The sequence below is a fragment of the Chryseobacterium sp. JJR-5R genome, assembly GCF_034047335.1.
Classification (GTDB): Bacteria; Bacteroidota; Bacteroidia; order Flavobacteriales; family Weeksellaceae; genus Chryseobacterium.
Genome location: NZ_CP139137.1, coordinates 3,891,489 through 3,917,664, shown reverse-complemented (window position 1 = coordinate 3,917,664; position 26,176 = coordinate 3,891,489). Strand labels below are relative to the sequence as shown.

Annotated in this window: 25 protein-coding genes; 3 read left to right on the top strand and 22 right to left on the bottom strand. The window is 41.1% G+C overall.

Annotated features, from left to right (window positions below):
* Nucleotides 1–56: 56 nt before the first annotated feature.
* From SD427_RS17310 to SD427_RS17205, 22 genes are all read right to left on the bottom strand, one after another.
* A complete protein-coding gene (locus SD427_RS17310; RefSeq protein ID WP_320559025.1) occupies nt 57–1,247 on the bottom strand; it encodes a DUF2062 domain-containing protein in 1,191 nt (396 codons plus the stop codon).
* A gap of 4 nt (nt 1,248–1,251) precedes the next feature.
* On the bottom strand, nt 1,252–1,728 hold the full coding sequence (locus SD427_RS17305) for a hypothetical protein (RefSeq protein WP_320559024.1): 477 nt from the start codon (nt 1,726–1,728) through the stop codon (nt 1,252–1,254).
* On the bottom strand, nt 1,725–2,105 hold the full coding sequence (locus tag SD427_RS17300) for a 3-hydroxyacyl-ACP dehydratase (protein ID WP_320559023.1): 381 nt from the start codon (nt 2,103–2,105) through the stop codon (nt 1,725–1,727). The genes SD427_RS17305 and SD427_RS17300 overlap by 4 nt, the downstream gene beginning before the upstream one ends.
* Before the next feature lie 111 nt (nt 2,106–2,216).
* Complete coding sequence (locus tag SD427_RS17295; protein ID WP_320559022.1) at nt 2,217–2,852, bottom strand: hypothetical protein; 636 nt, start codon at nt 2,850–2,852, stop codon at nt 2,217–2,219.
* Entirely contained in the window at nt 2,818–3,444 is a 627-nt protein-coding gene (locus tag SD427_RS17290; protein WP_320559021.1) for an outer membrane lipoprotein carrier protein LolA, read from the bottom strand. The genes SD427_RS17295 and SD427_RS17290 overlap by 35 nt, the downstream gene beginning before the upstream one ends.
* The gene (locus SD427_RS17285; protein WP_320559020.1) at nt 3,437–4,192 is read right to left on the bottom strand and encodes a polysaccharide deacetylase family protein; all 756 of its coding nucleotides are present in this window, start codon (nt 4,190–4,192) and stop codon (nt 3,437–3,439) included. The genes SD427_RS17290 and SD427_RS17285 overlap by 8 nt, the downstream gene beginning before the upstream one ends.
* A gap of 106 nt (nt 4,193–4,298) precedes the next feature.
* Nucleotides 4,299–5,360 (bottom strand): beta-ketoacyl synthase N-terminal-like domain-containing protein, encoded by a 1,062-nt coding sequence (locus SD427_RS17280; protein ID WP_320559019.1) that lies wholly within the window; start codon nt 5,358–5,360, stop codon nt 4,299–4,301.
* Nucleotides 5,357–6,556 carry a beta-ketoacyl-[acyl-carrier-protein] synthase family protein gene (locus SD427_RS17275; RefSeq protein ID WP_320559018.1) on the bottom strand — a complete coding sequence of 400 codons (1,200 nt, stop codon included), beginning with the start codon at nt 6,554–6,556 and terminating at the stop codon, nt 5,357–5,359. Before SD427_RS17275 ends, SD427_RS17280 begins: the two co-directional genes overlap by 4 nt.
* 71 nt (nt 6,557–6,627) lie before the next feature.
* Nucleotides 6,628–6,885: a phosphopantetheine-binding protein gene (locus SD427_RS17270; protein ID WP_320559016.1), complete on the bottom strand. Its 258-nt coding sequence runs from the start codon at nt 6,883–6,885 to the stop codon at nt 6,628–6,630.
* 107 nt (nt 6,886–6,992) lie between these two features.
* Nucleotides 6,993–7,532 (bottom strand): 3-oxoacyl-ACP synthase, encoded by a 540-nt coding sequence (locus SD427_RS17265; RefSeq protein WP_320559015.1) that lies wholly within the window; start codon nt 7,530–7,532, stop codon nt 6,993–6,995.
* 298 nt (nt 7,533–7,830) lie between these two features.
* Nucleotides 7,831–8,070 (bottom strand): addiction module protein, encoded by a 240-nt coding sequence (locus SD427_RS17260; RefSeq protein WP_320559014.1) that lies wholly within the window; start codon nt 8,068–8,070, stop codon nt 7,831–7,833.
* A 39-nt stretch (nt 8,071–8,109) separates the two neighbouring features.
* The gene (locus SD427_RS17255; RefSeq protein ID WP_320561057.1) at nt 8,110–9,258 is read right to left on the bottom strand and encodes a beta-ketoacyl synthase N-terminal-like domain-containing protein; all 1,149 of its coding nucleotides are present in this window, start codon (nt 9,256–9,258) and stop codon (nt 8,110–8,112) included.
* A complete protein-coding gene (locus SD427_RS17250) occupies nt 9,258–9,701 on the bottom strand; it encodes an acyl-CoA thioesterase (RefSeq protein ID WP_320559013.1) in 444 nt (147 codons plus the stop codon). Before SD427_RS17250 ends, SD427_RS17255 begins: the two co-directional genes overlap by 1 nt.
* Nucleotides 9,676–10,947, bottom strand: coding sequence for an ABC transporter permease (locus SD427_RS17245; RefSeq protein WP_320559012.1), 1,272 nt, complete (start codon nt 10,945–10,947; stop codon nt 9,676–9,678). Before SD427_RS17245 ends, SD427_RS17250 begins: the two co-directional genes overlap by 26 nt.
* Nucleotides 10,934–11,692 carry an ABC transporter ATP-binding protein gene (locus SD427_RS17240; RefSeq protein WP_320559011.1) on the bottom strand — a complete coding sequence of 253 codons (759 nt, stop codon included), beginning with the start codon at nt 11,690–11,692 and terminating at the stop codon, nt 10,934–10,936. The genes SD427_RS17245 and SD427_RS17240 overlap by 14 nt, the downstream gene beginning before the upstream one ends.
* Nucleotides 11,693–11,694: 2 nt before the next feature.
* The gene (locus tag SD427_RS17235; protein ID WP_320559010.1) at nt 11,695–12,690 is read right to left on the bottom strand and encodes a BtrH N-terminal domain-containing protein; all 996 of its coding nucleotides are present in this window, start codon (nt 12,688–12,690) and stop codon (nt 11,695–11,697) included.
* A gap of 158 nt (nt 12,691–12,848) precedes the next feature.
* Nucleotides 12,849–13,253, bottom strand: coding sequence for a hypothetical protein (locus SD427_RS17230; protein ID WP_320559009.1), 405 nt, complete (start codon nt 13,251–13,253; stop codon nt 12,849–12,851).
* 6 nt (nt 13,254–13,259) lie between these two features.
* Nucleotides 13,260–13,703 carry an ABC transporter permease gene (locus SD427_RS17225; protein ID WP_320559008.1) on the bottom strand — a complete coding sequence of 148 codons (444 nt, stop codon included), beginning with the start codon at nt 13,701–13,703 and terminating at the stop codon, nt 13,260–13,262.
* A gap of 83 nt (nt 13,704–13,786) precedes the next feature.
* The gene (locus SD427_RS17220) at nt 13,787–14,218 is read right to left on the bottom strand and encodes a hypothetical protein (protein ID WP_320559007.1); all 432 of its coding nucleotides are present in this window, start codon (nt 14,216–14,218) and stop codon (nt 13,787–13,789) included.
* Complete coding sequence (locus SD427_RS17215) at nt 14,218–15,357, bottom strand: beta-ketoacyl-ACP synthase III (RefSeq protein ID WP_320559006.1); 1,140 nt, start codon at nt 15,355–15,357, stop codon at nt 14,218–14,220. The genes SD427_RS17220 and SD427_RS17215 overlap by 1 nt, the downstream gene beginning before the upstream one ends.
* A gap of 1 nt (nt 15,358) precedes the next feature.
* The gene (locus tag SD427_RS17210) at nt 15,359–16,273 is read right to left on the bottom strand and encodes a dialkylrecorsinol condensing enzyme DarA (RefSeq protein ID WP_320559005.1); all 915 of its coding nucleotides are present in this window, start codon (nt 16,271–16,273) and stop codon (nt 15,359–15,361) included.
* Between the two features lie 43 nt (nt 16,274–16,316).
* Complete coding sequence (locus tag SD427_RS17205) at nt 16,317–19,970, bottom strand: MMPL family transporter (protein WP_320559004.1); 3,654 nt, start codon at nt 19,968–19,970, stop codon at nt 16,317–16,319.
* A 176-nt stretch (nt 19,971–20,146) separates the two neighbouring features.
* Between SD427_RS17205 and SD427_RS17200 the strand changes: the two genes are divergently transcribed.
* The 3 genes from SD427_RS17200 (at nt 20,147) to SD427_RS17190 (ending at nt 26,140) form a co-directional block, all read left to right on the top strand.
* Nucleotides 20,147–21,148, top strand: a complete 1,002-nt coding sequence (locus SD427_RS17200) for a hypothetical protein (protein ID WP_320559003.1) — start codon at nt 20,147–20,149, stop codon at nt 21,146–21,148.
* A gap of 2 nt (nt 21,149–21,150) precedes the next feature.
* Entirely contained in the window at nt 21,151–22,290 is a 1,140-nt protein-coding gene (locus SD427_RS17195) for an EpsG family protein (protein ID WP_320559002.1), read from the top strand.
* A gap of 319 nt (nt 22,291–22,609) precedes the next feature.
* Nucleotides 22,610–26,140 carry a T9SS type A sorting domain-containing protein gene (locus tag SD427_RS17190; protein WP_320559001.1) on the top strand — a complete coding sequence of 1,177 codons (3,531 nt, stop codon included), beginning with the start codon at nt 22,610–22,612 and terminating at the stop codon, nt 26,138–26,140.
* Nucleotides 26,141–26,176: the final 36 nt, after the last annotated feature.

Genomic DNA, 26,176 nt, shown 5'->3' with positions numbered 1-26,176 from the left:
AGCCTGTTCAGGCTTAATTTTAAACAAACTTCCCGCAGATACGGCAATTCGCAAACTTATTTAAAGGTATTATTATTTTCAGGGTTCACTTTATTCAGGAAAATAAAAACGGCAACCCATGAAACGGCGGACATGACCGTTGCTAAAATCATACTTCCGATGAGATACTGCACGAGGTTGTTTTTTATCAGTTTAAAATTCAGGTCCTGGCTCAGGATATTGCTGCTGCCTTCTGTAAACGGCGAACCCAGAAACAGTGAAGCTGCAATAATAAAAGGGATAAACGGCGGCAGGCTGACATTGGAAGATACAAAAGCCAGTACTTTATTCAGCTTGAACAGTACAGAAAGTGAAATCACCAGAAATGTATGGAATCCCCAGAAAGGCGACAACCCGATGAATACACCCAGTGCAATGGAAAATGCCTTCGTGCGGTTGCTTCCGTCGCTTTGCAGTACATCTTCCTTAATAAATCTTTTAAAACTCTTTTTCCTGAAATTATTTATAAAGTTCCTCGGGATAATGTAAAGCAAAGTAATGACAACGAGTATCGTATTGAGGATGCTGATCCTTGTAAAATCTTTGAACGGCCGGAAATGCGAAACCCGCTCTGCAGGATCGTACAACACCTTTACCGGAACATTTTTTACCGGAACGTGTCTCCATGCTGTCCTTACGATGATCTCAATTTCAAATTCAAATTTCGGAGTAAAATATTTTTTAGGAATTTTATGCAGGGGATAGAGCCGGTAGCCGGATTGTGTATCTTCCAGCTTGATTCCCGTTTCAAACCAAAACCAGAAATTAGAGAACCGGTTGCCGAAGCTGCTTTTTTTCGGAATGCCGTCCTGAGACATATTCCTGTTCCCGATAAGCAGGACATCCTGCGGCTCATCCAGCAGTGCCTCTACAAAAACCGGAATATCATCAGGATAGTGCTGTCCATCCGAATCAATGGTTATGGCATAATGATAGCCTGATTCTTCAGCTTTCCTGAACCCTTTTTTCAGGGCATTTCCTTTCCCTTTGTTTTCGGGTAGGGTAACAGTGGTAATCTGCGAGTAGCGCGTTAAAAGCTGAGGTGTGGCGTCGGTAGATCCGTCATTTATAACAATGACCGCATCCGTATATTCCAGTACACCATCAATAACCCGGTTCAGGGTTTTTGCATTGTTATAGGTGGGGATCAAAACACAGATTTTCCTTTCAGAAATGGCCTGTTTTACATCAGCATGGGTCCGGATCATTATTTTATTTTAATGCTGCCCGTTCTTCAGGCGTCATGGTCTTGGATTGTGCTGCAAATCTTTTGATATAATTTTTCATTGCAGCACCCTGTTTCCCGTAATTGTTGAGAATATAGGTTTTATCTTCCTTAAGGCTTCCCCGGTATCCTACAATTTTCGGGATGTTTTCCTGGATGCTTAACCGGATTACCCTCAATTCAATATCAGAAGGATGGGCTTTGATTACGTTTTCCAGGTTTGTGGCACCGGATTTTACCATCGCTTTCCTGTCAGTTTTGGCAATTTTCGCTTTCATGATCTGAGCAGCAGCTTTATAGCCCTGTATCACAGGATCAGATCCGGAAGTTTTTTCGGCTGTGGCAATGAAAGCCTCGGTGCCGGCATTTGATGAATTTGCCTTGGCATAACTGTTCCTTAAAGATTCAAGACCCGACTGGAGGAAAAGGAAAAAAACTGTAAGTAATGAGAAAATAAGCTTCATGATGGCAATTTTTGATAGTTGACTGACATTTTTAATGCAATAGTGCCGCCAAAAGACGTGGTATTCTTCACCTTAACATGATCTTCATCTTCGTTAATATCCAGTTGAAGCTTCAGCTCAGGTGTTTCGTAGGGATTGATGATGGCCATAAACTTTACGTTCGAGGCGGATTTCAGAAATAATTGTTTACCGGTATATTCTTCCGTCAGCTCTTTTACAATCTGCATCATACAGACTCCCGGCGTTACAGGGTTACCCGGAAAATGGCCTTTGAAAATCTCATGGTCCTTGTTCAGCGAAATATAGGCAATGAAGCTTCCGCCCTCTGTTTTCTCGTACGAATTTAAATGGTAAAAGTCTGTAAGGATGGTCTGCATAAAATTATTTTTTCATATTAAATGTATAATAAACACCTGCCTGAAAAAGCACATTTGTATGGTCCATGATCGGACCCTGCCGGGATCAATAAGAAAAAAATTTCCATACTGTTATTCTGTCTCGGTGATCTGGTTGAGCTTGATCGTGATTTTAAAATCTTTATGCTGAAGGTTCAGGCTGTCTGCGAAGATATGTTTTTTTGCATCAAAAGTAAAATCTATTTTTTCCCTGTTGTTTTTTGTATAAACCATTTGTTTCAGAAAGCCGTTTTCTTTGCTGAAGAAAAGGTAATAAGCCTTTTTACCAGTCTTCGAAAGGTAAATTTTAGAGTTTTCGTTCTCAAAGGTTTCGCTTACGGGATACTGTCTTTTTAAGAGTTCCTGAAAGTCATTTTTCAGAAAGTTAATAACGATTTTTTTATCAAGATCAGGAAGGACATAATTAAGCTTAAAACTGCCCTCTGAAATTTCAAAATCAATTAATTTATTTCCGAAATCCGAAGTTAAGACGACGCGGTGCGTGTGTTCATTAAGCTTTTTGATGATCAGGATTCCGCTTACGGGGTTCTTATAAATATCCATCCTGCATTTATACACATAATCTTCACGGGAAGAAAAATACAGGTTTTCAACGGTCTGTTGAGTCCCTAAAACTTTTTTTACATCATTCAACCGGTAAGCTGTACAGGAAAAGCAAAGCAGAAGGACCAGGCTATAGACTGAAATCTGAAGCAGAAACCGGCGCATTGATCTTGGTATTTTTGAAAATGATATTCGTAGTATCCCCTGAAGCCTCCGTCATGTTCACCTGCGAAACAGCCGACTGGTTTTTAGGAAAATGAAGTTCAATCTGCCTGATGTATTTCAGAAGCTGGGAAGATTTCGGGGTGAATTTTGCCATATTGGAAGTCCCGTTTTTAAAATACGCTACGGAAAACTCCGGATCATTGAACATCTGGCCGTTTGAACTCCCTACAATCAGTTTATTGATTTTTTCAAATGTTTTGCTTTTCGCATCCACAGAAGACTTTTTCCCCTGATCATTGATGAAAATTTTATTGTCCCTGAAAACAATGCTGTACTGGTAAGGCTTTGTATATTTCCAGCTCAGCATATTCGGGGTTTTTAACGTCATTTTCCCATAGGTTACAATGCTTTTATCCAGGAAGTCCATTTTCTTGGTCTGGGTAAAATCGCTCTGCAGGGTCTTCATTCCCTTCGTTTCGGATGAGACCCGGGCAACAAATGCTTTTGCTTCAGCTGCCGACATTGCTGTAGTCTGGGCGGAAAATAAGCCTGATATTAATAAAATTATGCCGAATGCGATAGGTTTAATCATTGGTTTTAGATTTAATCATTGAATCAACCGTAAAGGCTGAATATTTCTGTTCCTTCAAAAATAGCAATAAATCCACCAGGACATTGTATGTTTTTTCCGAAGTGTCATGAAAGAGGATGATGCTGCCTTTTTTTAATCCTTTTGTCACTTTCCGGTAAATTTTTTTCTCATTTTCCGTTACCGTATCCAGGGAACGGACATTCCAGCCGATGCTTATTTTGCCCGTTTTTTTTATGGCTTTGGCAATATTCGGGTTGGTTACCCCGAACGGAGGCCGGTATAAGCTGGTTTTGACATTTGCAGTTCCGGACATTATATCGTCACAGGCCTCAATTTCTTTTACCATTTCCGGTGCGGATAAAAAGCCGGTATTGCGGGCATGGGAGAGCGTATGGTTCCCGATGCTGTGGCCTTCATCAACAATTCTCCGGAATGTTTCAGGATATTGCTCAATCTGTTTCCCGATGCAGAAGAAGGTGGCTTTTACGTCATGCTCTTTAAGCAGGTCCAGAAATCTTGGGGTAAATTCAGTCGGGCCGTCATCAAAAGTCAGGGCAACTTCCTTCATCTTTGTTCTTTTGTGCGTAATGCTGTTAACGAAATAGCCCAGCTGAATATCAAAAGAACCCCACGCTACTACAAAACAAAATAGCAGAAAGCAGAATACATAAACCCACATGCTTGCCTGAAATGCATAGATAAAAGCATTGCAGAAAAGATAGAATAGAATAAATGGATAATGCTTCATCTTGAATTTTTTATGGATTGGATTTTAAATTTTTCGTGTGCCTTGCCGGTATGAATATCAGACAGCCTGAAATTTATAATATACGTTTCAGTGTGCTGTAAAAGATCTAAATCCTTTCCAGCAAAACAAGGCTGTGGTCATTCCCTCTTAAATGATTGTACAGCAGGATATTTTTAATTCCGTCTTTTTTTACGGGATTTATCATCATAACCTCCGGAATTTCCTGGTTTCTTAAAATATGGCAGGCCATAAATGTCGAAAAGCCGCTTGCGGTATTGAATTCCCCGCTCAGGTGCTTGTAATACAGCAATGCAGAGTTTTCAAATAACTCCATTGCCTCATGATAATAGCGATCAGATTTTGCGTCCCCGCTGAATCCTAAAATAACGGCATCAACCTCATCAAAAGTTAAATTATTTTTCGCTAAAAAATCTCCGATAAATTTTTGAGTACCTTCAGCATCCGGTTTATTGATGATCCCGATATCTTTTAACTCGGCATAAGCCGTTTCTGTTTTATCTTTCCCTAAAACAAAAAAGCTGGCCCCTTCGCCCCAAATGACTCCGTTGACCGTTGAGTTTAAATAATCAGCCGGAAGATTTTCCTCTTTTCTGATGATCTTCTTTAATTTGTACAGTTCCATGATCCTGTCGGTCTGTTCATCCGTAGAACCTGCCAGAACCGTTGATGCTTCGCCGTCATCGATCTGCAGTTTTGCATCCAGGAATGAAAACTCAAGTGAGGAAGAAGGATTTACATAGGTAAAGTTGTAAGCATGGCACTTCAGGCCTAAGGCAATCTGCCCGGCCACTGTATTGTGGGTAGACTGAATAAAGAAAGTAGGGGTAAGAAACTCTTCATTGTTATGCAGGACGTTTTTCAGAAACTTTTCAGAATCCTGCGCACAGCCTATTCCCGTCCCCACGATAATCGCATCGGGATTGTCAATTCCTGCTTCTTTCAAAGCGTAGTGAGACGCTACAGAACTCATTTTCACGGTTCTGGACATTCTCCTGATCATGGCCGGCGGAATGAATTCCTTATAATTGGGTTCCACAGCCTTTAAAACCTGAACCGAATTCTCCGGCTTTAAATTCCGGAAAAAATCATCATTTAAAGTGTCCTGGGCCGAGATGCAGGCGGCACTGTTGATGTAAACTCCGCTCATGATTCTGAAAAAATTAAAGTTGAACAGTTTCCCCCGAAACCGAATGAGTTGGACAGTACATGGCTGATATTCTTCTGTTTCAGCTCAGTAACAGGCATCAGATCGAATTCCTGCATTTTTGTCTTAAAATTCAGGTTTGGGAAGATAACATTGTTTTGGATGGCCAATAATGAATATACGGCTTCAACTCCTGCCGCCGCCGCCAGCGTATGGCCTGTAAATGCTTTTGTGGAACTGAATTCCGGAACGCTGTTCTCTCCGAAAATCCTGATCATCGCAATGCCTTCGGATAAATCATTATTCGGGGTTGCCGTTCCGTGGACGTTGATGTAATCAATCTGTTCTTTTTCCAGTCCCGATATTTTCAGGGCTTTTTCCATCGCTAAGAATGCACCCTGCCCGTTTTCCGAAGAAGCCGTCTGATGGTGGGCATCGTTTGCATTTCCGTATCCGGAAAGATAGCCTAATATTTTTTTATTCTGTTTCCGTACAATTTCATCAGATTCCAGGACAATATAAGCGGCAGCTTCACCGAGATTCAGGCCTTTCCGGTCATTATCAAAAGGGGTATTGTAAGAATCTGTGAGGATCATAAGGGTATTGAAGCCGTTCAGCGTAAACTTTGAGAGCGCATCCGTTCCACCGACTATCACACGGTCCAGAACACCGTTTTTGATGAGCTTTGCCCCCATCATGATGGCATTGGCTGCTGAAGAGCAGGCCGTACTGATGGTGGAAACCATCCCTTTTAACCCCAGATCATCGGCAATCATCAGTGAAGAGTTCCCGGCATCATGGGCGTCGATATATTTCTGCTGCTCAGGAAAATCCTCATATTGGTAGAAATATTTTTCAGTAATATCCATTCCGCCTACACTGGTAGAGGAGATGAGACCGGTTCGGAATTCATTGATATCTGAAATCCCGGCATGTTTTACGGCTTCCCTGGCGGCAGTCATTCCCAATAAAGCGGTTCTCGTGGCATTGCTGCTTTCGTTTAACTGAAGTTCCTGCATCAGTTCTTTGTTAGACCGTTTTATTTCGCCTGTCTTAATGTGCCCTGCATGGCGGGTCTCAAACAGTTCAATGTCTGAAATCCCGTGTTTCCCGGTTATTAACGAGCTCAGGTTTTCCTCTGCGTTGTTCCCGATGGAAGAAATGATGCCCATCCCGGTAATGGCAATTTTTTGACTCATTTTATTCAATAATGTATCAATCAATGTATCAATTTAACAGTGTGCCGAGATTGATACCCTGTCAGATTGGATTATTTGGTTCGGTTGTCTTCTATAAACTTTGCCATGGTATCTATGGAAGTGAAAATTTCTTTTCCTTTTTTAGGATCGGCCAGTTTGATTCCGTATTCTTTGTCAAGAAGAACAATTAATTCAAGAGCGTCGATAGAATCAAGGCCGAGACCGCCACCAAATAATGGGTCTGTATCTTTGATTTCCTCAATGGCAACGTCTTCAAGATTAAGAACTTCTATGATTTTGTGCTTTAATTCTTCTCTTAGGTTTTCCATAAAATAAATTTCATTTATAATGTATGAATGTATCCGTTCAGCAATGTAACAACAGTTGTTAATATTATTTAAAAGTTGTTAGACGGGCACATTTTCATATTGTTAAATTACGCAGTCAGCAAATATACAAAAGCTTTATAACTTTCCTGATATAGTTCTACCCAGCCACACAAGACTTTTTCAGCTTTTCCTGACTGCAGAATCTGTGCCGCATATGCATTCAAAAATTCTTCATCAAATTCATCAAGGACAAAAAAAGCATTTTCCGTCTGCATTTTATGTCTGATGCTGATTTCCCCGACGCAGATGTTCGGCAAAGTATAGACAAAAACGGCCGGACTGGGGAAATAATTTTCTTCTGAATTAATGCTTGACTGATATTTAAAATCGGTGTCAAGGCTCGATGATTTGTTGGCGAAAACCAATGCCGTTTTGCCGTGATCGTCATTTCTCAGAATCATTTCGGAAGCAAGAAAAGCCAGTTTGCTGAGATTATCCATTTTATGAAATTTAGGATAATTGAGTTCTAAAGTTTTATAAGCTTCTTTCGCAAAATCTTGAAAGTTTCCGGCCAGGCTTTCAAAAACGGTTTGTCCGTTGACGATGATTTCTGAATTTTCTATGATGCAGGTATCTGTTTTCTTCATTAAGGATTTTCAAAAAGATTATGGCTTTTTTGTTGGGTTTTGATAATTGTTGAAAACAGAAAGCACAATGATTTTGTAATCAATAATGTCAAAAACGATGAGGTACGGGAACTTTTGAATAAAATTTTCTCTGTAATTTTTTTTAAGCTGAAAATGTTTTGGATTGTTTTGAATTCTGCGTAAGTATTATCTATATGTTTCATAAATATTTCTCCCAAACCTTTTTGTGAATCTTCATAATAAATGTATGCTTCCAGAATTTCCAGGCCGGCTTCTTCCTGTAAAATTAATTCATAAGTCATTTTAAAGCAGATTTTGCTTTTTCTTTGACTTTCTCCCAAGTGTAAGATTTGCTTTCTCCGCTTAAATACTTTTCCCGTCTTTCGTTTATTTCATCGTAATGCCAATCAGGAATTGCAGGATAATCATCTTCCTGCTCCTTAACCTCTATAATTCTATTGATAATACGTAAAATTCTTTCATCTGCAATGTCGATGAAGTCGTAAATTCTTTTTCTGATTTCTAAAGTAGATGCCATTTACTAGAACTTTGATTCTGTCAAAATTACAAAATTATTTTATGCTTTCTCCAAAACAACTGCCGCATTGCATCCTCCGAAACCTGAAGCTGTTTTCAGGATATATCTGATTTCTGCAGGCCGGTTTTCTGTAATAATATTCAGCGGCTGGGAAATCCCCGTTTCTTTAAAGTTTTTGGAGGGAATTAAGGTCCCGTGAATCGAACTCTCCATGGAAATAATGCTTTCCAAAAGTCCGGATGCCCCTAAACAATGGCCGTAATAGCCTTTCATGCTGTTTAAGGGAATATGCTTCAGTTCCATTCTGTTAAAAGCAATGGATTCCATTTCATCATTATATAAAGTAGCGGTTCCGTGAGCAGAAATAAAGCTGATATCTTCTGCTGAAACACCGGCTTCTGCCATGGCATTTCTGATGCTTGCAAACAATCCGTCACCGGTTCTCGAAGGCCCGGAAATATGGTTGGCATCATTAATGGCGGAATCTCCTGAAACTTTAAACCTGAATTTTTCATTCCGGTTTAATTCCGAAGTAACATACATTGCAGCGGCAGCTTCACCGATATTGATGCCGTTGCGGTCTTTGTCATAAGGTTTGCAGGGACCTGCTGCGATTGCCTGGAAAGAATTGAACCCGGAAATCACAAATTCTGAAATCTCGTCCCCGGCCACGATAAAAGCATCTTTGTATCTTCCGGCACGGATCATATTTTTAGCAACGGCAATCGCCATTACGCCTGAAACACAGGCATTGGAAATTACGACCGGTTTTGTTGTAAATCCGAAAAAATCAGCAATCTTCCTAGCCAGGCTGGAAAGATAAACGCCTTCCGGCAGAGTGTCTTGGCTTTTCAACAGGCTGATGTTGCCTTTGGTGGTTGATAAGATAAATGCGGTTTCCTCTGTAATGGCATGTCTTTCAGCCAGCGGCTTCAGGCTCAGCAGGAACATTTTTTCCAGCCTCGTAAAATCTGAGCTGTCATGGTGAATCCCGTTGAAAACGCTGTCAAATTCTTTTTCAAGACTTCCGGTATCCACCATCGAAGCATAAAATGCACCGTTATTTTCTATGATTTTATGTGGAGTTATGCCGGACTTCCCTTCCAGCAGGGCATTCCAGTTGGATTGGACATCAAAGCCCAAAGGCGTGACACAGTTATAATCTGTAATATAAATATCCGTCGTCATCATGATAATCCCATTTTATCTTTCCAGGCCTGAAAAAAACCAGGATTGTACAGGCACAGATTGTTATCAGCATCCAGGAATACCTGAACGGTTTCTCCCCGGCAGACCAGCGTATTATCCTTATTGAAAAGCTCGTATTTGTACATCAGTTTCGCGGAAGGTAAATTTATAAAAGTTGTTACCACACGAAACGTTTCCCCGTATTTCAGCGGAAGAAAATGTTCGCAGGTGCTTTTTACAATCGGCGTAACGTATCCGGCTTTCTGAATATCAAGATAGGTAAGGCCGTGCTGCCTTCCGAAGGCCTCCCTGCCATCTTCAAAATAAACAATATAATGCCCGTGCCAGACAATTCCCAGGGGATCTGTCTCATTGAACCTTACACGGACTTCTTCCGTACAGCTTAACTTTTTTTCTTCAGACTGCATTTTGTTTTCTTTCATAAAGTAATGAAACAGCAACCATGGCTATATAAAATAAAAATAAGGAAATAAGCTCGCTGGCAATCCCGCCGATCCCGCTGTTCCTTAAAATAATATCGTAATATGCATTCAGTCCCCAGTTCATCGGAGAAAGCCTGGCAACATTCTGCATAAACTCAGGCATTAAAAATACAGGTACCCAGATTCCTCCGATAGCGGCTAAGACAACCACTGAAGTTGCCCCAAACGGAGCCGACTGTTCCTGTGTATTGGCAACGGTTCCTAATAAAATGCCGAAACCAATAGCGGCCAGTCCTGCAAAAACCGTAACAACGATCAGAGGGAGCATCTTGCCGGTAACATCAAACTGCGGCAGGTCCATATAAGGAAAAAGGTAAATCCCTACGGCAACCATCAGCAAGAACTGAATGACACAGATGATAAGATAGGTAAATGTTTTCCCTAAAATATGAACGGAATAAGGCGTAGGGCTGATCCTGGCCCTCACACTTGTCCCCAGGCTTTTTTCTTTAACTAAATTGATAGACAGAGGCACGACGATAAAAAAGATGGCAAATAATGCCCAGGCCGGAACATTATGCTGAACAGAATTCGGTATCAGCTCCGTTTTGTTCTTTTTAGGCGTAATCTCTTTGAAACCGATCAGATTTTTGCTTTCTTCAAGATTTTCAGTGGTTCCCAGCTGGTCCTGAAATGCTTTGTAAATCTTTTTGTTCTCGATTTCGAAAATCATTTTGTTCACCGAGTTCATCACATTGTTTTTGAAGCCGATGTTGGTTGCGGGATCAAAGTATAAATGGATATCTTTGGCTTTTACAGCTGTTTTTTTCTCCGCAGAGGCAGAATCAGTTTCAAGCCCGAATGAGCTTACAATAGCCTGTACCTTAGACTCGATATTTAAATTTAAATCTTTCGTTAAATCTTTCGGGATAACAATGGCCATCTGGTAATCTCCCGAAAAAACGGCATCCCGTGCAGACTTTTCATCATCCCTGCTTATCAGTTCGAAAGCCTTGCTGCTCTCAAATTCCTGCTTTATGCTTTTTGAAATTTCAGATTGGTCATTATCAATAAAAATAATCGGGATTTTTGAGCCTTCCAGGTTTTTAAATGTAGAATCCTGAATCAGGGTAATGGTTACGATGAGCAGCAGCGGCATTACGAAAATAATGACAATTCCTCCGATGTCCCTTTTCAGCAAAAGGATTTCCTTAATGAAGCTTCTCCACAGTTTATACAACAACATCTCTTAATTCTTTTCCGGTTAATGAAATGAAAACATCCTCCAGGTTTTCGGCATGGGAAACCCGGGTCACCAGTTCTTCCGGTGTTCCGGTGGCATGAATTTTTCCGTGATCGATAATGGCAATCTTAGTGCAGAATTCCTCTGCCTCCGAAAGGTGGTGCGAAGTATAAATAATGCATGTCCCTTTTTTATTCAGATCCTGGAGGTGATTAATGATTACTTTTTTAGACTGGACGTCCACGCCTACCGTAGGCTCATCCAGGAAAAGGACCTGCGGGCTGTGCAGGGTGGCTGCAATTAAATTGCACCGGCGCTTCATCCCTCCCGAAAACTGTTCTAATTTTTTATCAGCAAATTTAGAGAGGCCCATGATTTCCAGTGATTCATCAATAGATACTTTTAATTTTTTATGGCTTAATCCGTAAAGGCTCCCGAAATACATCAGGTTTTCCTTAGCCGTCAGGGTAGGGTACAATGCGTATTCCTGCGGAACGATACCGATGATCTGTTTTAGTTTGAACCCGTCCTTCTGTAATGATAAGCCGTTGATTGTAAAGCTCCCTGAAGTTGGTTTTATCAGTCCCGAGAGCATGGAAATCAGAGTTGTTTTTCCCGCTCCGTTCGGTCCGAGGATTCCGTAGATTTCATTTCTTCCAATGTTCAGAGAGATGTCATTGACGGAAAAATCCTCTGCATTTTTATATTTCTTATATAAATTTTTAATTTCAATGCTGTGTTCTGCCATGGTCAGATTGCTTTTCTCAGTTTTTTATAAAAAGCTTCTTCCAGATCTGCAATATGAAGCATTGATTTTGAAAGTTCGTTATAAATATCGCTTTTCGAGTTCCTGTTTTTATAGACCCTTGCAATATCAACGGCAAAATCCCTCCAAAGGTCGCCGATTGCGGTAATCTCCCTGGAAAGTTCTTTCAGCTGGTCATTTTTGAGGATTGTGGCAGCTTCCTGTAAAAATGCACCATAGATGAACCTGAAGCCGCCGCCGCCGGTCCCGATTTCCTCCTGCATCCTGATCAGCTGCCCTAAGTAATGGTTGGTGGTTTTTGTCCCTTTTTTTTCAGCCCATTTCGGGATATTTTTTGCTACCCAGCGTATGGCTTTTACCCCGACAATCGGGACCGGCGCAAGCATGTTTTTACAGGTATCTCTAATTCCTTTTCTAATAGCTTCCTCCAGGTTTACGTTGTCCGGAATATAAGTGGGGTAGTACATATGGCCTTTCGGGGGAAGTGCCCCTTTGGCATACCTTACTTTTTCCAGTTCCGCTTCAGAGAGGGAAGTCACATAATCCATTACAGGGTCACTGATTAAAAACTTGCCGTCTTCTTTTCCGTACACAACCAGATTATGGGCATTGAAATGGAATTTATATTCTTCAGGAAAATAAGTGAGATTGAAAACCCCTACCTGTAAACCCGTCGGGATATTATTTTCAAGATTTTTCTCTAAAGCTTTCTGGGCTTCCTGAGGATCGGAGAATTTTATTCTTTTTATTTTAATCCCCAGACGCTTTGCCGCTTTGCTGAATATGGCACCCGGCATGGGGCGGTAGCTGAACCCGGGAGCAAAATTTACTTTTAAAAAAGGGAGATATACAAAGAACAGTCCGGAACCGATTCCGAAAATCATAGGTTCGCTGAGCTTCAGGCCCTTATTGAGCAGTAAATTAGAGGCGACACCGTTCTCGCAATGCGCAGTCTGGTGATGTTCAAAATTAATTTTCATTCGTAACTCTTGGTTTATATAAGCCTAATGAATTTCATTCATTCATTCATTCATTCATTCACAGCTTTATCTTCCTGTCCGGTCAATCATCTTAAGATCTGTCCGGGAGATTCTTGTTGTCAGAACGAACGACAATACAATTCTCCGGGCATCTTTATTTATTTACCGTTGAAGTTTTTTAATTCATCTACTGAAATCCCGAATGTATCGGCATATCTTTTCAGTACGGATTCACTTAGTGTATTAAATATTTTAGGTTTCGTATGTCTTTTAACGCGCCACTGCCACATCCCGACATAGGCTGACAAAACCTGCAGGTCCATTTTATTGAGTTCCATGAAATAAATAACGGGGCTTACCTTATGATCGGCAACATTTTGCCTGGCTTCTTCAATCCTTTCATTAATCAGCTCCATGGATTCGTCCAGGGCAGCTTTTTTGGCATCCCATCCAATGCTGTTGGCCGTGGTATAGTTATCATTTTCATCAGTCACATACAGCACTTCCGTCATGTTGGCTGATTTCATATTGCTCTCGTCCTGTGGGAGATCTTGTTTTTTCATTGTTTATCAGTGCTTTATTTCTTGGATGAACAGGTTGATGTCAGCGCGGATCAATAATTCATCATGATGAAAAGTCTCACAAAAAATATGGCAGATGTTTTCAAACTTGGAAATCAGCGATGCCTTTGAGATGATCTTGTCACCTGCTTTCGGCAGCATGAAAACTTCAATTTTTTTGATATTGGTGATAAAGCCTATTACTTTTGTATCGGTTTCAGGGTTTTCAAAGAAGCTCTGGCCCAGGATTGAAGAACAGGTCTGGGCTAAATTCTCAATAAGGCCTGCTTCAACAAAGTGGTTATTGTGAACAAAAATATTGTCTTCTGAGATTTCAAAGGAAGTCACCACCTTTTCTTGGGTTAATTCCAGGATATAATCTGTCATCAGCATCGGTTCCCGGTGCGGAAGAAAATTATGGATGTTGATGATGTTCTCGTCCTTGATTTCCATTTTTATTTTTTAATCATAAAACCTTAAAGTTTTATGAGTTGCTTTTGAATTACAACAAACTGCTCTTTCAGCAGCTTTAAGGTTTATTTTACTACTGTTTTCATCTGGGAGCTTGCAATTACCTTATCATTCAATGTGGTAACGGCATCTACCAATGTTACGCCCATGACTTCATTCAGTATTTTAACTTCTGTCTTTAAAACATCCCCGGCTTTCGGCAGTGCCCCGGCCTCAAAAGACTTGATGGCACCGATATACCCTGTGGGTGCTTCCTTTCCCAGCAGATAAAATTTATAGCCGGTATGCAAAGCTACGCTTTGCGCCTGATGCTCAATGAGCCCTGACGCCTGGAAAAGCCCGTTATGGACAAAAATATTTTCCTCCTGAATCTGAAACCCCGAAATCAGCCGGTCTTCGGTATAGTGGTCAATACTGCTGACCATTACAAACGGTGACCGTTGGGGAATCAGGCTTTCCACAAAATCCCGGTCGTTTACAGGTAGTTTACGCTCCATCAGCAAACGGTTAACAATGCACATGAATAAGCAAACCTGCCGCTTTCAGGCACACAAAGAAGTACTTTTTCACCTTTTTTCAGCCTGCCGGAATTCATCAGCTCTTCCAAGGCAATGAAAATGGATCCTGCACCTATATTTCCTACTTCGGAAAGGTTATAAAACCATTTTTCCCAGGGGAAATCCATTCCTTTTTTGGCAAATTCGTCTTTTAACCCTTCTTTAAAATACCCTGATGAAATGTGTGCCAGTACATGGTCTATTTTTTCAGGATCCAGGTTGTGCTTGTCAAAAGAGGATCTCAAGCTTTCGGCCCCTTTTACCAGAATATACTGATCCAGGATTTTCGTATCCTGCTTCAAAGCGAAGATGGATTCTTTCAGCCATTCGTCTGAAGGGTAATCCGCCCAGGATTTCAGGCTGCCGTCTTCCTGCTTTTCACAGCCTGAATACATGCACGCTTCGATTTCATGGGCATAAGAATAGAAATCAATGAATTCTACCTTAAGCGAAGTGCTGTTTTCTCTCGGTTTGTTTTCCAACAGGAGTGCACCGGCCCCGTCAGAAAGCATCCATCTCAGAAATTCCCTTTTAAAGGCAATAATCGGCCTTTCTTCCAGCAATTTTAAGTTTTCCGCTTCGTGATTGAATTTATCTGCGGTCATCCATGCCGAGAACCTTTCCGATCCTACACAGACGGCATTTTGTTTCACCCCTGCTTTTACGGATAGGAAGCCGTAATTGAAGGCATTCATCCCTGAATTGCAGAGCCCGGTAGAGGTATTGATTTCAATAGACCTGCCCAAGTTCAGTTCGCCGTGTACCATGGAGGCATGCGAAGGCTGGATCTGGTCTGCTGATGTGGTCCCGCAGGACAGCAGCTCCATTTTTTCTTTTGAGAAGTCTTCGTCAAAGAGCATTTCAACTGCTTTTGCGGTGATCTGGGCATTGGTATGTGTAGGTTTCCCGTTTTTATCCAATGCGTAATACCTCGTTGTGATTTTATTATTTCTTAAAATTAAAGACTTTGCTTTAGATGGCGTGTCGTTTATATAACCAAGATACGTTTCCATTTCGTCATTTGAAACCGCTTCATTGGGTAGGTATGTGGATGCTTTTGTTATAAATACGTCGTACATTCTATTTTAAATTAATTCCTTGTAAATATTCTCTTTGTTTCTTTCTTTTAAACCAGAACACGGGGGTGGTCAGCAGGTGCGGAACCAGTACGATAGGTGAAATAATCCAGATCGCAGCCATCAAATATACCTTAAAGAATTTGATCAGCAATGGGCGCTTTTCTTTTTTCCTGATGATAAGGTTAGACCATACCGTGAAAATTTTGTTCCCTACTTTTTCCACTCTTACCAGGAACGGCCTGATTTCCACAGCTCCGTTTTTTACCAGTTCCGGCTGAAGCTTTGTAAAATTATCCTGGGAAAAATGGTTTTCTATGATTTCCCCGTATTTTCCGGAGCCTGCGATTTCTTCGTCTGACACGCCGGCAGCCGGCAGCATTCCTGATTTTTCTTTCTTACCGGTAGTCATCCACCGGAGGATTGTCAGTACGCTGGTATAATTGTCATGCCGGTCTACCAGTGCAATATTTCCTACCAGCTGAGCTTTCAGATCTTTCAAATATACTTTTAATTTTTCCTGCGAAAGCATCCACATGTTCCGGGTTCCGGAAATGGTAACAACCGGCGTATCTTTAAGGATATCTGCTGCATACCTGCTTTTCAGGAATGAAATGGTAGGAATGGAAGGGGTTAAATACCAGACCTGGTACCCGAATAAGATCAGGTCGAATTTCTTGTTCAGTACCTCAGCCGGAGGCGGAAGGATCTCGCTCGGGATCTGCAGGTAGGATTCCGGGAACGTATTGAAAAACACATCGCTGGGCCATGGAAAGGGAAAATCCTCTTTCAGTTTGATATTGTAATACGTAACTTCATATTCCTCGTTTTTATTCTCAAACGGCCGGGCAATATTTTTTACAATATCTTCCAGCTGGCCGGTCTGAGTGTAATAGAGCACAAGTATATTCTTTTTCATTAATTCTCTTTATCAGGGTACAAAAATATGATTTTCATATTTATTATTCAGAACTAAATACTTTTAAAGACCCGGAATCCCATGTAAGCCTGTAAACTTCAGGATCCAATCCATTTTTATCTGTATTGATGAAGATAACAATTGCAGGAAGCTCTGCCAGTTCATTAATCCTGAACTTATCATCAGAAACCAGTAAAACGTCAATCCGTTTTTTAATTTCCTCTGTATTATTTATGTAACTGATCTTTCTTCTTCTCAACAGATAATTCTGCTGGGCAACCTGCCGTTTTTCATGGTCCTTTATAAGGCTGAACACCGTCCTTCCCGGCTGTTGAAGGGTGAGCAGGACATCCTTCTGCCCGAAATCATCTGCCATATGCAGGATATAAGCATCCTTCGGGATATGTCTGTTCAGTTCGTGATAAACCGATCTGTTCCGGTCAAAATCCTTTTTTACTTCTTTCACTACTTCGGCATCTTTATACAGGAAGCTTAAAAATAATTTTTTCCTGAAGTAATTTTCGTCTTCAAGTGCTGTTCTCAGTTTGGCAAACTCCTCCCTATAGTAAGCATTGATTTTCCTGGTTCTCTCAGAATAGCTGCTGCCGAAGCTTACATCCTCTTTCATGATCCGGTCACCTACTTTTACCGTAATGGCCCCGTCATAAATAATAAAATCCCCTTTGGGCAGTACATCGGCATTTCCGTGGATGTAAAGCGGCAGGATATCCAGACCAAACTGTTCTGCCAGATAAAATGCCCCTTTGTGGAACCTCTTGACCTCATTGGTGTAAGACCGTTCCGCTTCCGGAAAAACCACCAGGGAGTATCCCTGATTTACTTTTTCCTTTAACTGATTCATCCCGTTTTCAATGCCCTGGGAAACAGGGTAGCATCCCAATGCCCTTACCATCCTTCCGAAAACCGGCGACCGGTATACCCAGTCGTTAACCAGGTAGACAACTTTGTGGGTCACCATGGAAATGGCCAGCGTATCCAGGAAAGAGGTATGGTTTGCAATAATTATTGCAGGCCTGCTGAAATCCTCTTCTGTATTTTTAATGACCTTTTTCCTTACCCATAGATTCGTAAACAGGACGGAAGTTAAAAAACGGGCTAAAATTAATTTGATTACGTTAAGCGTTCTGCCTTTGGAATTCTTTGTGGAATAACTTAAAAAGACGGAAAAGAACAGGCCTCCCAGTCCGTAATATAAAAAGGAAAACACAGAATAGATAAACAGCCTGAATGTAATAGGCGACAGCCCTTTTTTTGCCCGGTTGGTAATGACCAGCCTGAACCAGAACGGATACAGGGTTGAGGTAATGATGATTACGGAAAACATTCCGATCAGGGCAACCAAAGCCAATGAATGCAAAGCCGGATGCTTTGCGAAAATTAATGATCCGATGGATAAAATGGTGGTGAAAACAGCCAGAATAATTGAGGTCCTGTAGGTGGGAAGCTCATTTTTCCCGGTGGTATGCTCCTTCTGCATGGCCTGGGTCAGGAAGATGCTGAAATCGTCCCCTACTCCGAAAACCAGTGTGCAGACCACGGTACTGAAAATATTAAGCTCCAATCCTAAAAAATAGAGTATTCCTGCCGTCATAATCCCTGTTAAAACAATCGGAAACATGGTAAGAATCGTCAGTTCAAAATTCCTGAAGAAAATAATGATGGTTAAGACAATTGCCAGCAGGGAATAATTGATCAGGGTACTAAAATCCCTTTTTAAAAGGCCTAAAAAGTTTTCATTCATCTGTTGCCGGTCAATAGCCAGCGCATCGTGGTTTTTTTCGACATCCCGGATGAAAGCGTCTCTTTTTGTTTCATCTACCTTCACTACATTTGAAACGGTATAAAACCCGTTTTCCTGACTTAGAAATTCGGAAATCTGTAAGGCTTTTACTTTTTCATAGTCTTTCAGGCTTAAAGTGGTGTACGGCTTATTTAAATTTTCAGTAAACCGGTCAAAGGCTGAGCTGTTAAACCCGAATTTGCTGCCGTTATCAGCCAGTTCGGAAATGGTCCGGCTCTTTCTGCGCGGATCCCAGAACTTTTGCCATGCCTCAATCTTTTGCTGCTGGTCTTTCCCGGATAAAACGACATTTCCCAGAGAACTGTAACTTAATATTTTCCCTTCTCTTTTTTCTTTTTCCAGGAACCCGCTCAGCCGGGAATTCCTTGTCAAGGCTTCTTCTTCAGAATTTCCGTAAGAGATGGTATAGATGGATTTAGACGTGATGTCTGACAGCTTCTGAAGTTTTGCTTCGCTTATTTTTAAATCTTTCGGGATATAATTCAGGTCGCCGATGTCTTCATTGAAGCCAACATGCCTGAACCCGAAAAGGCAGGCGATGATCATAACGGAACAGCCGATAACTAAAGGCTTGTTTTTTTCGTAAGGGTAAGATCCTATTTTATCGATGAAATTGGTACTGACTTTATTTTCCTGAATTTTCGGTTTGTAAAGCTGGGGAACAATAATTAAAGCACAGACTGCAGATAAGATCACTGTAATGGCAGCAAAAAGCCCAAGGTCCTTCAATGCTTCGGAACGTACAAAAACAAGGCAGAGAAAAGAAACAGCCGTTGTGGCACTGCTCAATATAATAGGCTGTGTGATCTCTTTGTAAAGCTCTTCAATATTGTTGTTGTGCTTGTAGTGCGTGAGGATATGCAAGGCATAATCAATCGTAATGCCGATAAGGATTGCCCCGACACTGAGCGAAATAGCCGAGATTTTATCTTTGATGAAATATAAGATCAGCAGGGCAAGCAAAACCGCAAAAACAGTCGGAAGGAAAACAATCACCGGAGTAAAAACATTCCTGAAATAGTAGATCAGGAGAATCAGAAGGATCGTCATGGAAATAATGACCGTATTCTGGATGTCTTTTCTAATCTGCTGGGCATTTGCCACGGCGATTACCGGAGAACCGAAGTAGCTGATTTCTGTCTTGCCTGCGAATTGATTGTTGAGCCCGTTTTTTATTCCATTTAACTGATTGACGAAAAATTCATTGTTTTTGGTGTCGCTGCTTTTGTTTTTAGGATCAATAAAGAGCAGGAGATTTTTTCCGTCTTTTGTAACGATATAGCTGTCTTCAAGTTTGAAATCTTTGCTGATATTCAAAGCGTTGAGTTTTTTAATCCCTAAGAACGTAATTCCCAACGGATCTTTCTTGATGAATTCTTTGGTCACAAGGCTGGCCGGTGAAGACAGAGAGATATAATTGTTTTCTACCTGCCGTGCAATGCTGTCTTTCTGAAGTTTTTTTTCAATTTCCTGATAATCTTCTTCATTTAAGAATAACGGGAGGTTCCGGTTGACAAAATCAAAGGTTTCTGAAATTTCACTGTCATTTACCTTTCCCTGAACCGAACCGATGTATTTCTGCAGCGGTTTAATCTTGTTTAAAAATACATCCGCCGTTTCTGAGAGCTGGAAACTGTTTTCCGCCGATTTATTTTCGATAATGACAATGATCTTATCTGAAAAGTTAAGCTGTCTGAGGACTTTTGCTGTAAGGTCAGACTTCTCGCTTTTAGGAATGATCTGGTTAATGTCTTCTTCAAAATTGATTTTTGCAGCAAAAAACAGGCACAAAACGGCGACTCCTGTTGCAATAAATGCAGAAAAGAGCTTGTTTCGGGAGATGAGGTAATATAAATAAATAAAAAAACGATGCATCCCATGTTAAATCAAGCTGCAAATTTAATTTTTTCATAATGAGTTCGATAAGTTTTGACTGAAAATCAACAAAATATTTAGGCGAAATGAAAAAAAAATCTACTTTTGCAAAACTTCCCGGCTGATGAAATACTTTATGAAACAAAAATCACTGAGCCAATAAGCTCAGATTTGGTATGTTTAAAATCTCTGATGAAAAAATAAACGGATTTTTATTTATAATAATTTTTCCCTTTTTACTGTTCTTTATCTCCTATTACGGGTTTGAAACTTCCTATGTGGTCGGTATCAAATCCTGGGAAAAAGCACCGGATTTTATGTTTTCTTCCGTGTATGCCTACCGCGTAATCCCGAATTACCTGAGTGTACATGTAACGGATGCGGTAACTTTTACCGTAAATCATTACCTGCCTTTTGCGAAAAGTTTTCTTCTAAAGCAGGGATCTCTGTTTTATCACAGCACATTCCTTATTAATGTTTTCTTTTTTCTTCTTACATCATTTGTCTTTCATCTGATTTTAAAGCTGAAGCCTGTTGCGCTTCTCATCAATGAAAATGTCAGGAAAATGGTCCACCTTATTGCGGTATTTTTTATCGTGATTATGCAGTATGTTCCTACCAACTGTGACTTGATCGCCATTTTTTTTTATATCTGGGGACTGTTTTTTACCCTTAAATATGCAGAATGCAGAGCGCAGGCAGATTTAATCGGCTTGGGGATCATTATTTTTATCTCGACACTGGTGAGAGAAACAGCCTGTCTTAATATTGCTTTTTTTGCAGCGGTTTTTATCAGTTTTGAAAACCTTAAAAATAAAAACTTTATCTTTCTTAAAGAGGTATTTGCCTTGGTAATTGCTTTTATAGTACCTTATATGGCTTTGAGGATCCTGATTCCTCAGCATGCTTCATTCTTTGAAGGGATTTACCTGATTAAAAATGTAACAAGCCCGTATAACCTCGTGGGATTGCTGTTCGGTGCATTGGGTATTTATTTCAGCTATACATTCTGCGATAATACCGGTAAAACAATGATCAGGAAGTACTTATTTTTCTCCATCCCTTATCTTATTATGATTGCTTTGGTAGGGATTTTCTGGGAAACAAGGTTGTTTATGCCGCTCATTCTTACGGGGATGGTAATGGCTTCTTATCAGTTTAAAAAACATTATATCTAAGCATGCATTTATTACATCCTTATTATATCATTGCGATCATCTACATGATGATTTTCAGCTACCAGGAAGTGTTCAATGGAAGAGTGGAAAAAAAATGGCTTTGGTTTTTAGGTCTGTATTTAATGGTTATTGCCGGGCTCCGGGATAATGTAGGCCCGGATTATGGAAGTTACCGTGGGATTTATGTGTATTCAGATACCAAATATTATATTTCCCTGTTCCTGAAAGCCATCGGGATGGAGGGGCCTCAGCCCGTGGAAGTAGAATGGCTGTATGTTTTCATCAATAAGTTTCTACTCAATATCTTTAATGCCCCTTTCTACATACTTACTTTTGTCATTGCCATTCTGGCCATTTATTTTAAAGTGGAATATACGGAAGAGAATACTTTTTATCCTTTTACCTTCATGCTGTTTCTGTTTATTCCCGGATTCTTTATCGGGGAAAGCGGGCAGATCAGGCAGAACCTGGGTTCTTTCATAGCCTATTTCGGAATAAGGTATATTAAAGAACGGAAACTCATAGCCTATCTTTTATGCATTTACCTTGCCGCCGGAATCCATACTGTCTGTTATGTGTTCTTACCCATGTACTGGCTGGTGAAGATTCCTTTGAACAGGTTCGTGATGCTTGGGATGATCATTATTTCCGTATTCCTGTCGCCGTTTGAAGTATACCGTTCCTTCGGAAGTGTCATGAACAGTATTGCATCAGACAGTACCTTTGCCGTAGGTTTCAACGGGTATATGGATGAGTCTGCCGAGAGGCTGAATGGGGCCATCGGGATTCCGGAAGTAATGATGGCCATCCTCACGTTCTTCCTGTTTACCTTTGATGAAAAGATGAAAGAAAAATTCCCTTATTACGAATACCACAGAGCATATGTGGTAATCGGTGTATGTTTTTATTTCATTTTCAGGAGTAACCCTATTTTCTCTTCCAGGCTGGCCGGATCATTTATCGGGTTTGCCTATATTATCATCCCGAATGCCATGTATGTAACTTCTGAAGCTACAAAAAGAGCAATTTATTCCTTTATTATTGCGCTTACGATTTTCAATTTTGTGGTCTTTTCAAGCTTCAGGAACATTACCGCCGGAAGGTTTACCTGGGAACTTTACAAAAATCATGTTTTACCGTAATTAAACGGTAAAAATAAAAAATAGCGAGGGCAGTGTTTGATAGACGCTGCCCTCATCTGTTATGTTATTTATACCATCTATAATATTTCCCAATGTTAAGAATTGTTAAAACTGAATGTCCTTATTTATAAATTTTTTAAAAAACGCCTTGTTTTCGTAAAAAAACGATAAATCCAAATAGGATTTGTGTGATAATATATGATTTGTGTTATCTTATTATTGTGTGAATTATTTTATTCATTAATTATTTATAAAATAAATCAATTTTCTTTGAGAAAGGTGTAAATGTTGTATTTTTATAATACACAAAATTTAAAACATGAGGAAGTCAGTCATAAGTTTAGCAGCGGTATCCTGTTTTCTGGTTACGCAAGGGGTCTGTGCCAAAAGCATGGAAGTAAAAACAAGTCGGGATTTTGAGATGCATCAGAAAGCATATTTCAAAAACCCGGATTCTTTAATCAAATCATCTGCATCTCTGAATGCAGATAAAAAACAAAATCTTAATGGAAATATAAGCTCTATCGGTTTAAGTGAATTATCTGATGCTGTAAAAAGTGCATCCAGAATTGGCGGTCCGGACTGGACCAAGGCACCCAACAGTTATATATTTGATCCTAGCCAGAACGGTGACGGTCTCTATATTCCTGTAAGAAAAGCCTATGCCATGTGGGAACAGGACCGTTATATCGGCGGAGCCTCGATCCCTGCAGGGAAACTTACGGCAGATGTTTTATGGGAAGACGTCCACGGATTGATAAAGTCCGGACAGGGATATGCACTGGAAGTAGTGGACTCCGGCGAAAATGCAAAAATCCGGGTACCTGTAAATAAAGCTAAAAAAGGGAATGCGGTAGTTGTTTTCAGGGTAAACGGTGAAATTTTCTGGTCCTGGCATATCTGGGTGACGGATGACCCTTCCAATGGCTCAAAATACAAAAGTTACCCCAATGTAAAAAGGGAAAGAGCAGATGGAACTATTGAAACTATTCCTGATGCAGAATGGGGTTGGATGGACAGGAATCTCGGAGCCTTAAGCGGTTCACTTACCGCAAATGAGTGGAACAGGAACATCGGGCTGCTGTACCAGTGGGGAAGGAAAGACCCTATCCCGCCGTTGGTACAGCGTGGAAATGACTTTTACGAAGTTTCAGGATCGATAGGGCGGGTACGACACAGAGGCGCAAAGAATTTTACCGGCGCTACGAATTTTGATAATCTGAGGAGGTTTATCACGCTTTCCAGTGCCACCATCACAAATAACATCCGGCTTTCCGTAAAAAATCCGCTCAGCCTTATCTATGTAAATAAAAATGATAATTCCGGGATCGCCTATTACAACAACAATACAAACCTGATGGTAAACTGGTTCGGCAGGATGCCGGGCCTCAATGACAGCCAATTGCCCGAACTTAACCTTTGGTCAGACAACTCCCGGGGCAGGGTAAATGCCAATTATAATGCTGATGAGGCAGCGCAGCCTTATCAGGACAAATCTTCTTACGATCCGTGCCCGAACGGCTGGAGAATGCCTTCGGTTCTGGTAGCTAATTTGTCTTCATCATCATATGTGGATGATATCAGGGTAGATTTCTCACCCTTCGGCGTAAGGACAAATATGGGGAAAAATGTTTTTGAGGCCAACAGCTACCATAAAATAAAGCCTACGGATTCCGGAGTGCCGGGTTTTATGACCAACTTTAAGCTTTATCCCAATTTCGGGTTTGATCTGTCCAATGCAGGAGGCTTTAATATGGGAATGTATCCCGGGACGGGAGCTATTTTTTACAATGCTCACCAGGGCCAGTTTACAGACCAGCATCAGACGACCCTGTGGACAGCAACCATGACCAGAAACTTTGATACGACTCCGGCAGTCAGTGCAAGGACTTTATTTCTGATCCCGGATAAAAGGCAGCCTGATGTTGCGGATCCCAATTATCCGGGGGTTCAGGGCAGGTACTGGTATTTTCCTCTAGGAGGAAACCCTACTACGGATGCTGCCGGCTGCAGATGCATCAAAGATCCGTTATACGTAGTGGATGAATATGATTTCCCTACGGAATACCTTCTTCCCCAGACAGAATACCGTGAAGGCCTCGATAATCCGAATACGTACCAGGTTGTAAAGAACACTTCGGCTTTTACCATTGATATCCCGGTGAATAAGGCATTCTCCGTGCAAAGCCAGCTATTGAATAATAAAGACATTTTAAATACGGCTAACTTTAACAATCTTAAAACCAAAGTTCTCTGGACAACGAATACAAACCTGATCAATAACGTAACGGTGGTCAATCCTTCTCCGGGTTCGTTAGGCGCTATTACATCTTCCAGGATTACAGTTACCGTAAATCCGAACCAAAGCGGGAACGCTGTGGTAACGCTGCATAACGGAAGTGTCACCAATCCGGTGTACTGGTCCTGGCATATCTGGGTAACGGATACTGCTGTGGGTTCATATAATTACACAACAGAATTACCGGTCTCTTCGGTCACCAATTATGTCAATTACACGCCAAAGTCCGATAATATTTTCCAGACTGAATTTATGGACAGGAACCTGGGCGCCACGGATGCCTTTCCGGTAGTGGATAATCCGCTGGCCCCGTCCGCAGCAGAACTGGCAAAGATCAAAGCTTCTACCGGCATGCACTACCAGTGGGGAAGAAAAGACCCGATTCCGGTTTTTCAGTATGCAGATGACCGGGCTTCTTACCCTGTTTACCTTGGAAATGTAAATGCAGCCGGAACAACTACGTACAGCACACTTTCCTTTGCCTCCTACAATGATCTGGCAGGAAACTATATCGTACCTTATAATACCTATGCAAATGCTTCCAATGCCAATGTTCTGACCACTGATAAAACCTCGGAAAAAATTGCAAAAGTACTCTCTTATTCTGTAAGAAATCCGCTGGTGTATATGGTTCCGAGCAGTTTCGCGCCTTATAACGGTTCGGCACCGCTTTATACAAACGGTACCGACTGGCTGGCTACCGAACCGAATCTGGCTCCGGACCGTTGGGGAAGAGGAGGCGAAAAATCTCCTTTCGATCCGTGTCCTGAAGGCTGGAGGGTTCCTGATCTTACCGGTGTGGCCATTGCCTCCGGACAGGATTTTGGATTTACATCATGGTACAAAAAAGATAAAAATGTAGCTACTGCATACAGTGTGCTGAGTGATTACGCAGGACAGAGGGTAAGAAGAAGTTCTTCGCTAAGTTATACAATCGGCTATACGTTTAATGATTCTTCTTACAGAGTGGGCAATTACCCTAATTCCGGATCACGCGGATTCAGAAGCGTAACGGCTAACCAGCCTGCTGCAGGAACTTTTAATGCCATTAATTTCCAGTATCCGGGAGTCTGGACGGCCGCCTTGAACAGCAACTATATCGGAAGGCCTATCAATGTATTATTTGATACTGCATCTAATGCCAACCGTATGATTGCCTTCCATGATAACAATGACCCTTATTTCGGGATGAGCTGCCGATGTGTTAAAATTAAATATGATGCTGACGGAAATGAAGAAGGTGTGGTTCCAAGGCTGCAGGTTACTGCTTTGCCGGCTACAAAACCTTCGGCGGTTCTCAGTGGAAAAGCAATTCAGGAAACTGCCAGGGAAAAGACATCATTCTTTCCGAATCCTGTAAGAAATGAGCTTTATATCAGGACACCGGACCGTAATGACGGGTATTACTACCAGGTCTATAACATGTCCGGCCAGCTGGTGAAATCCGGTAAATTTGAGAACGGGAAAACAGATCTTTCTTCACTGATTTCAGGAGCTTATTTATTAAGGATTAACGATTCAAAAGAAGTGGTAAAGATTATTAAAGAGTAATCTGAGCATTAATAAATAGCTAAAGGAAATAAAGCA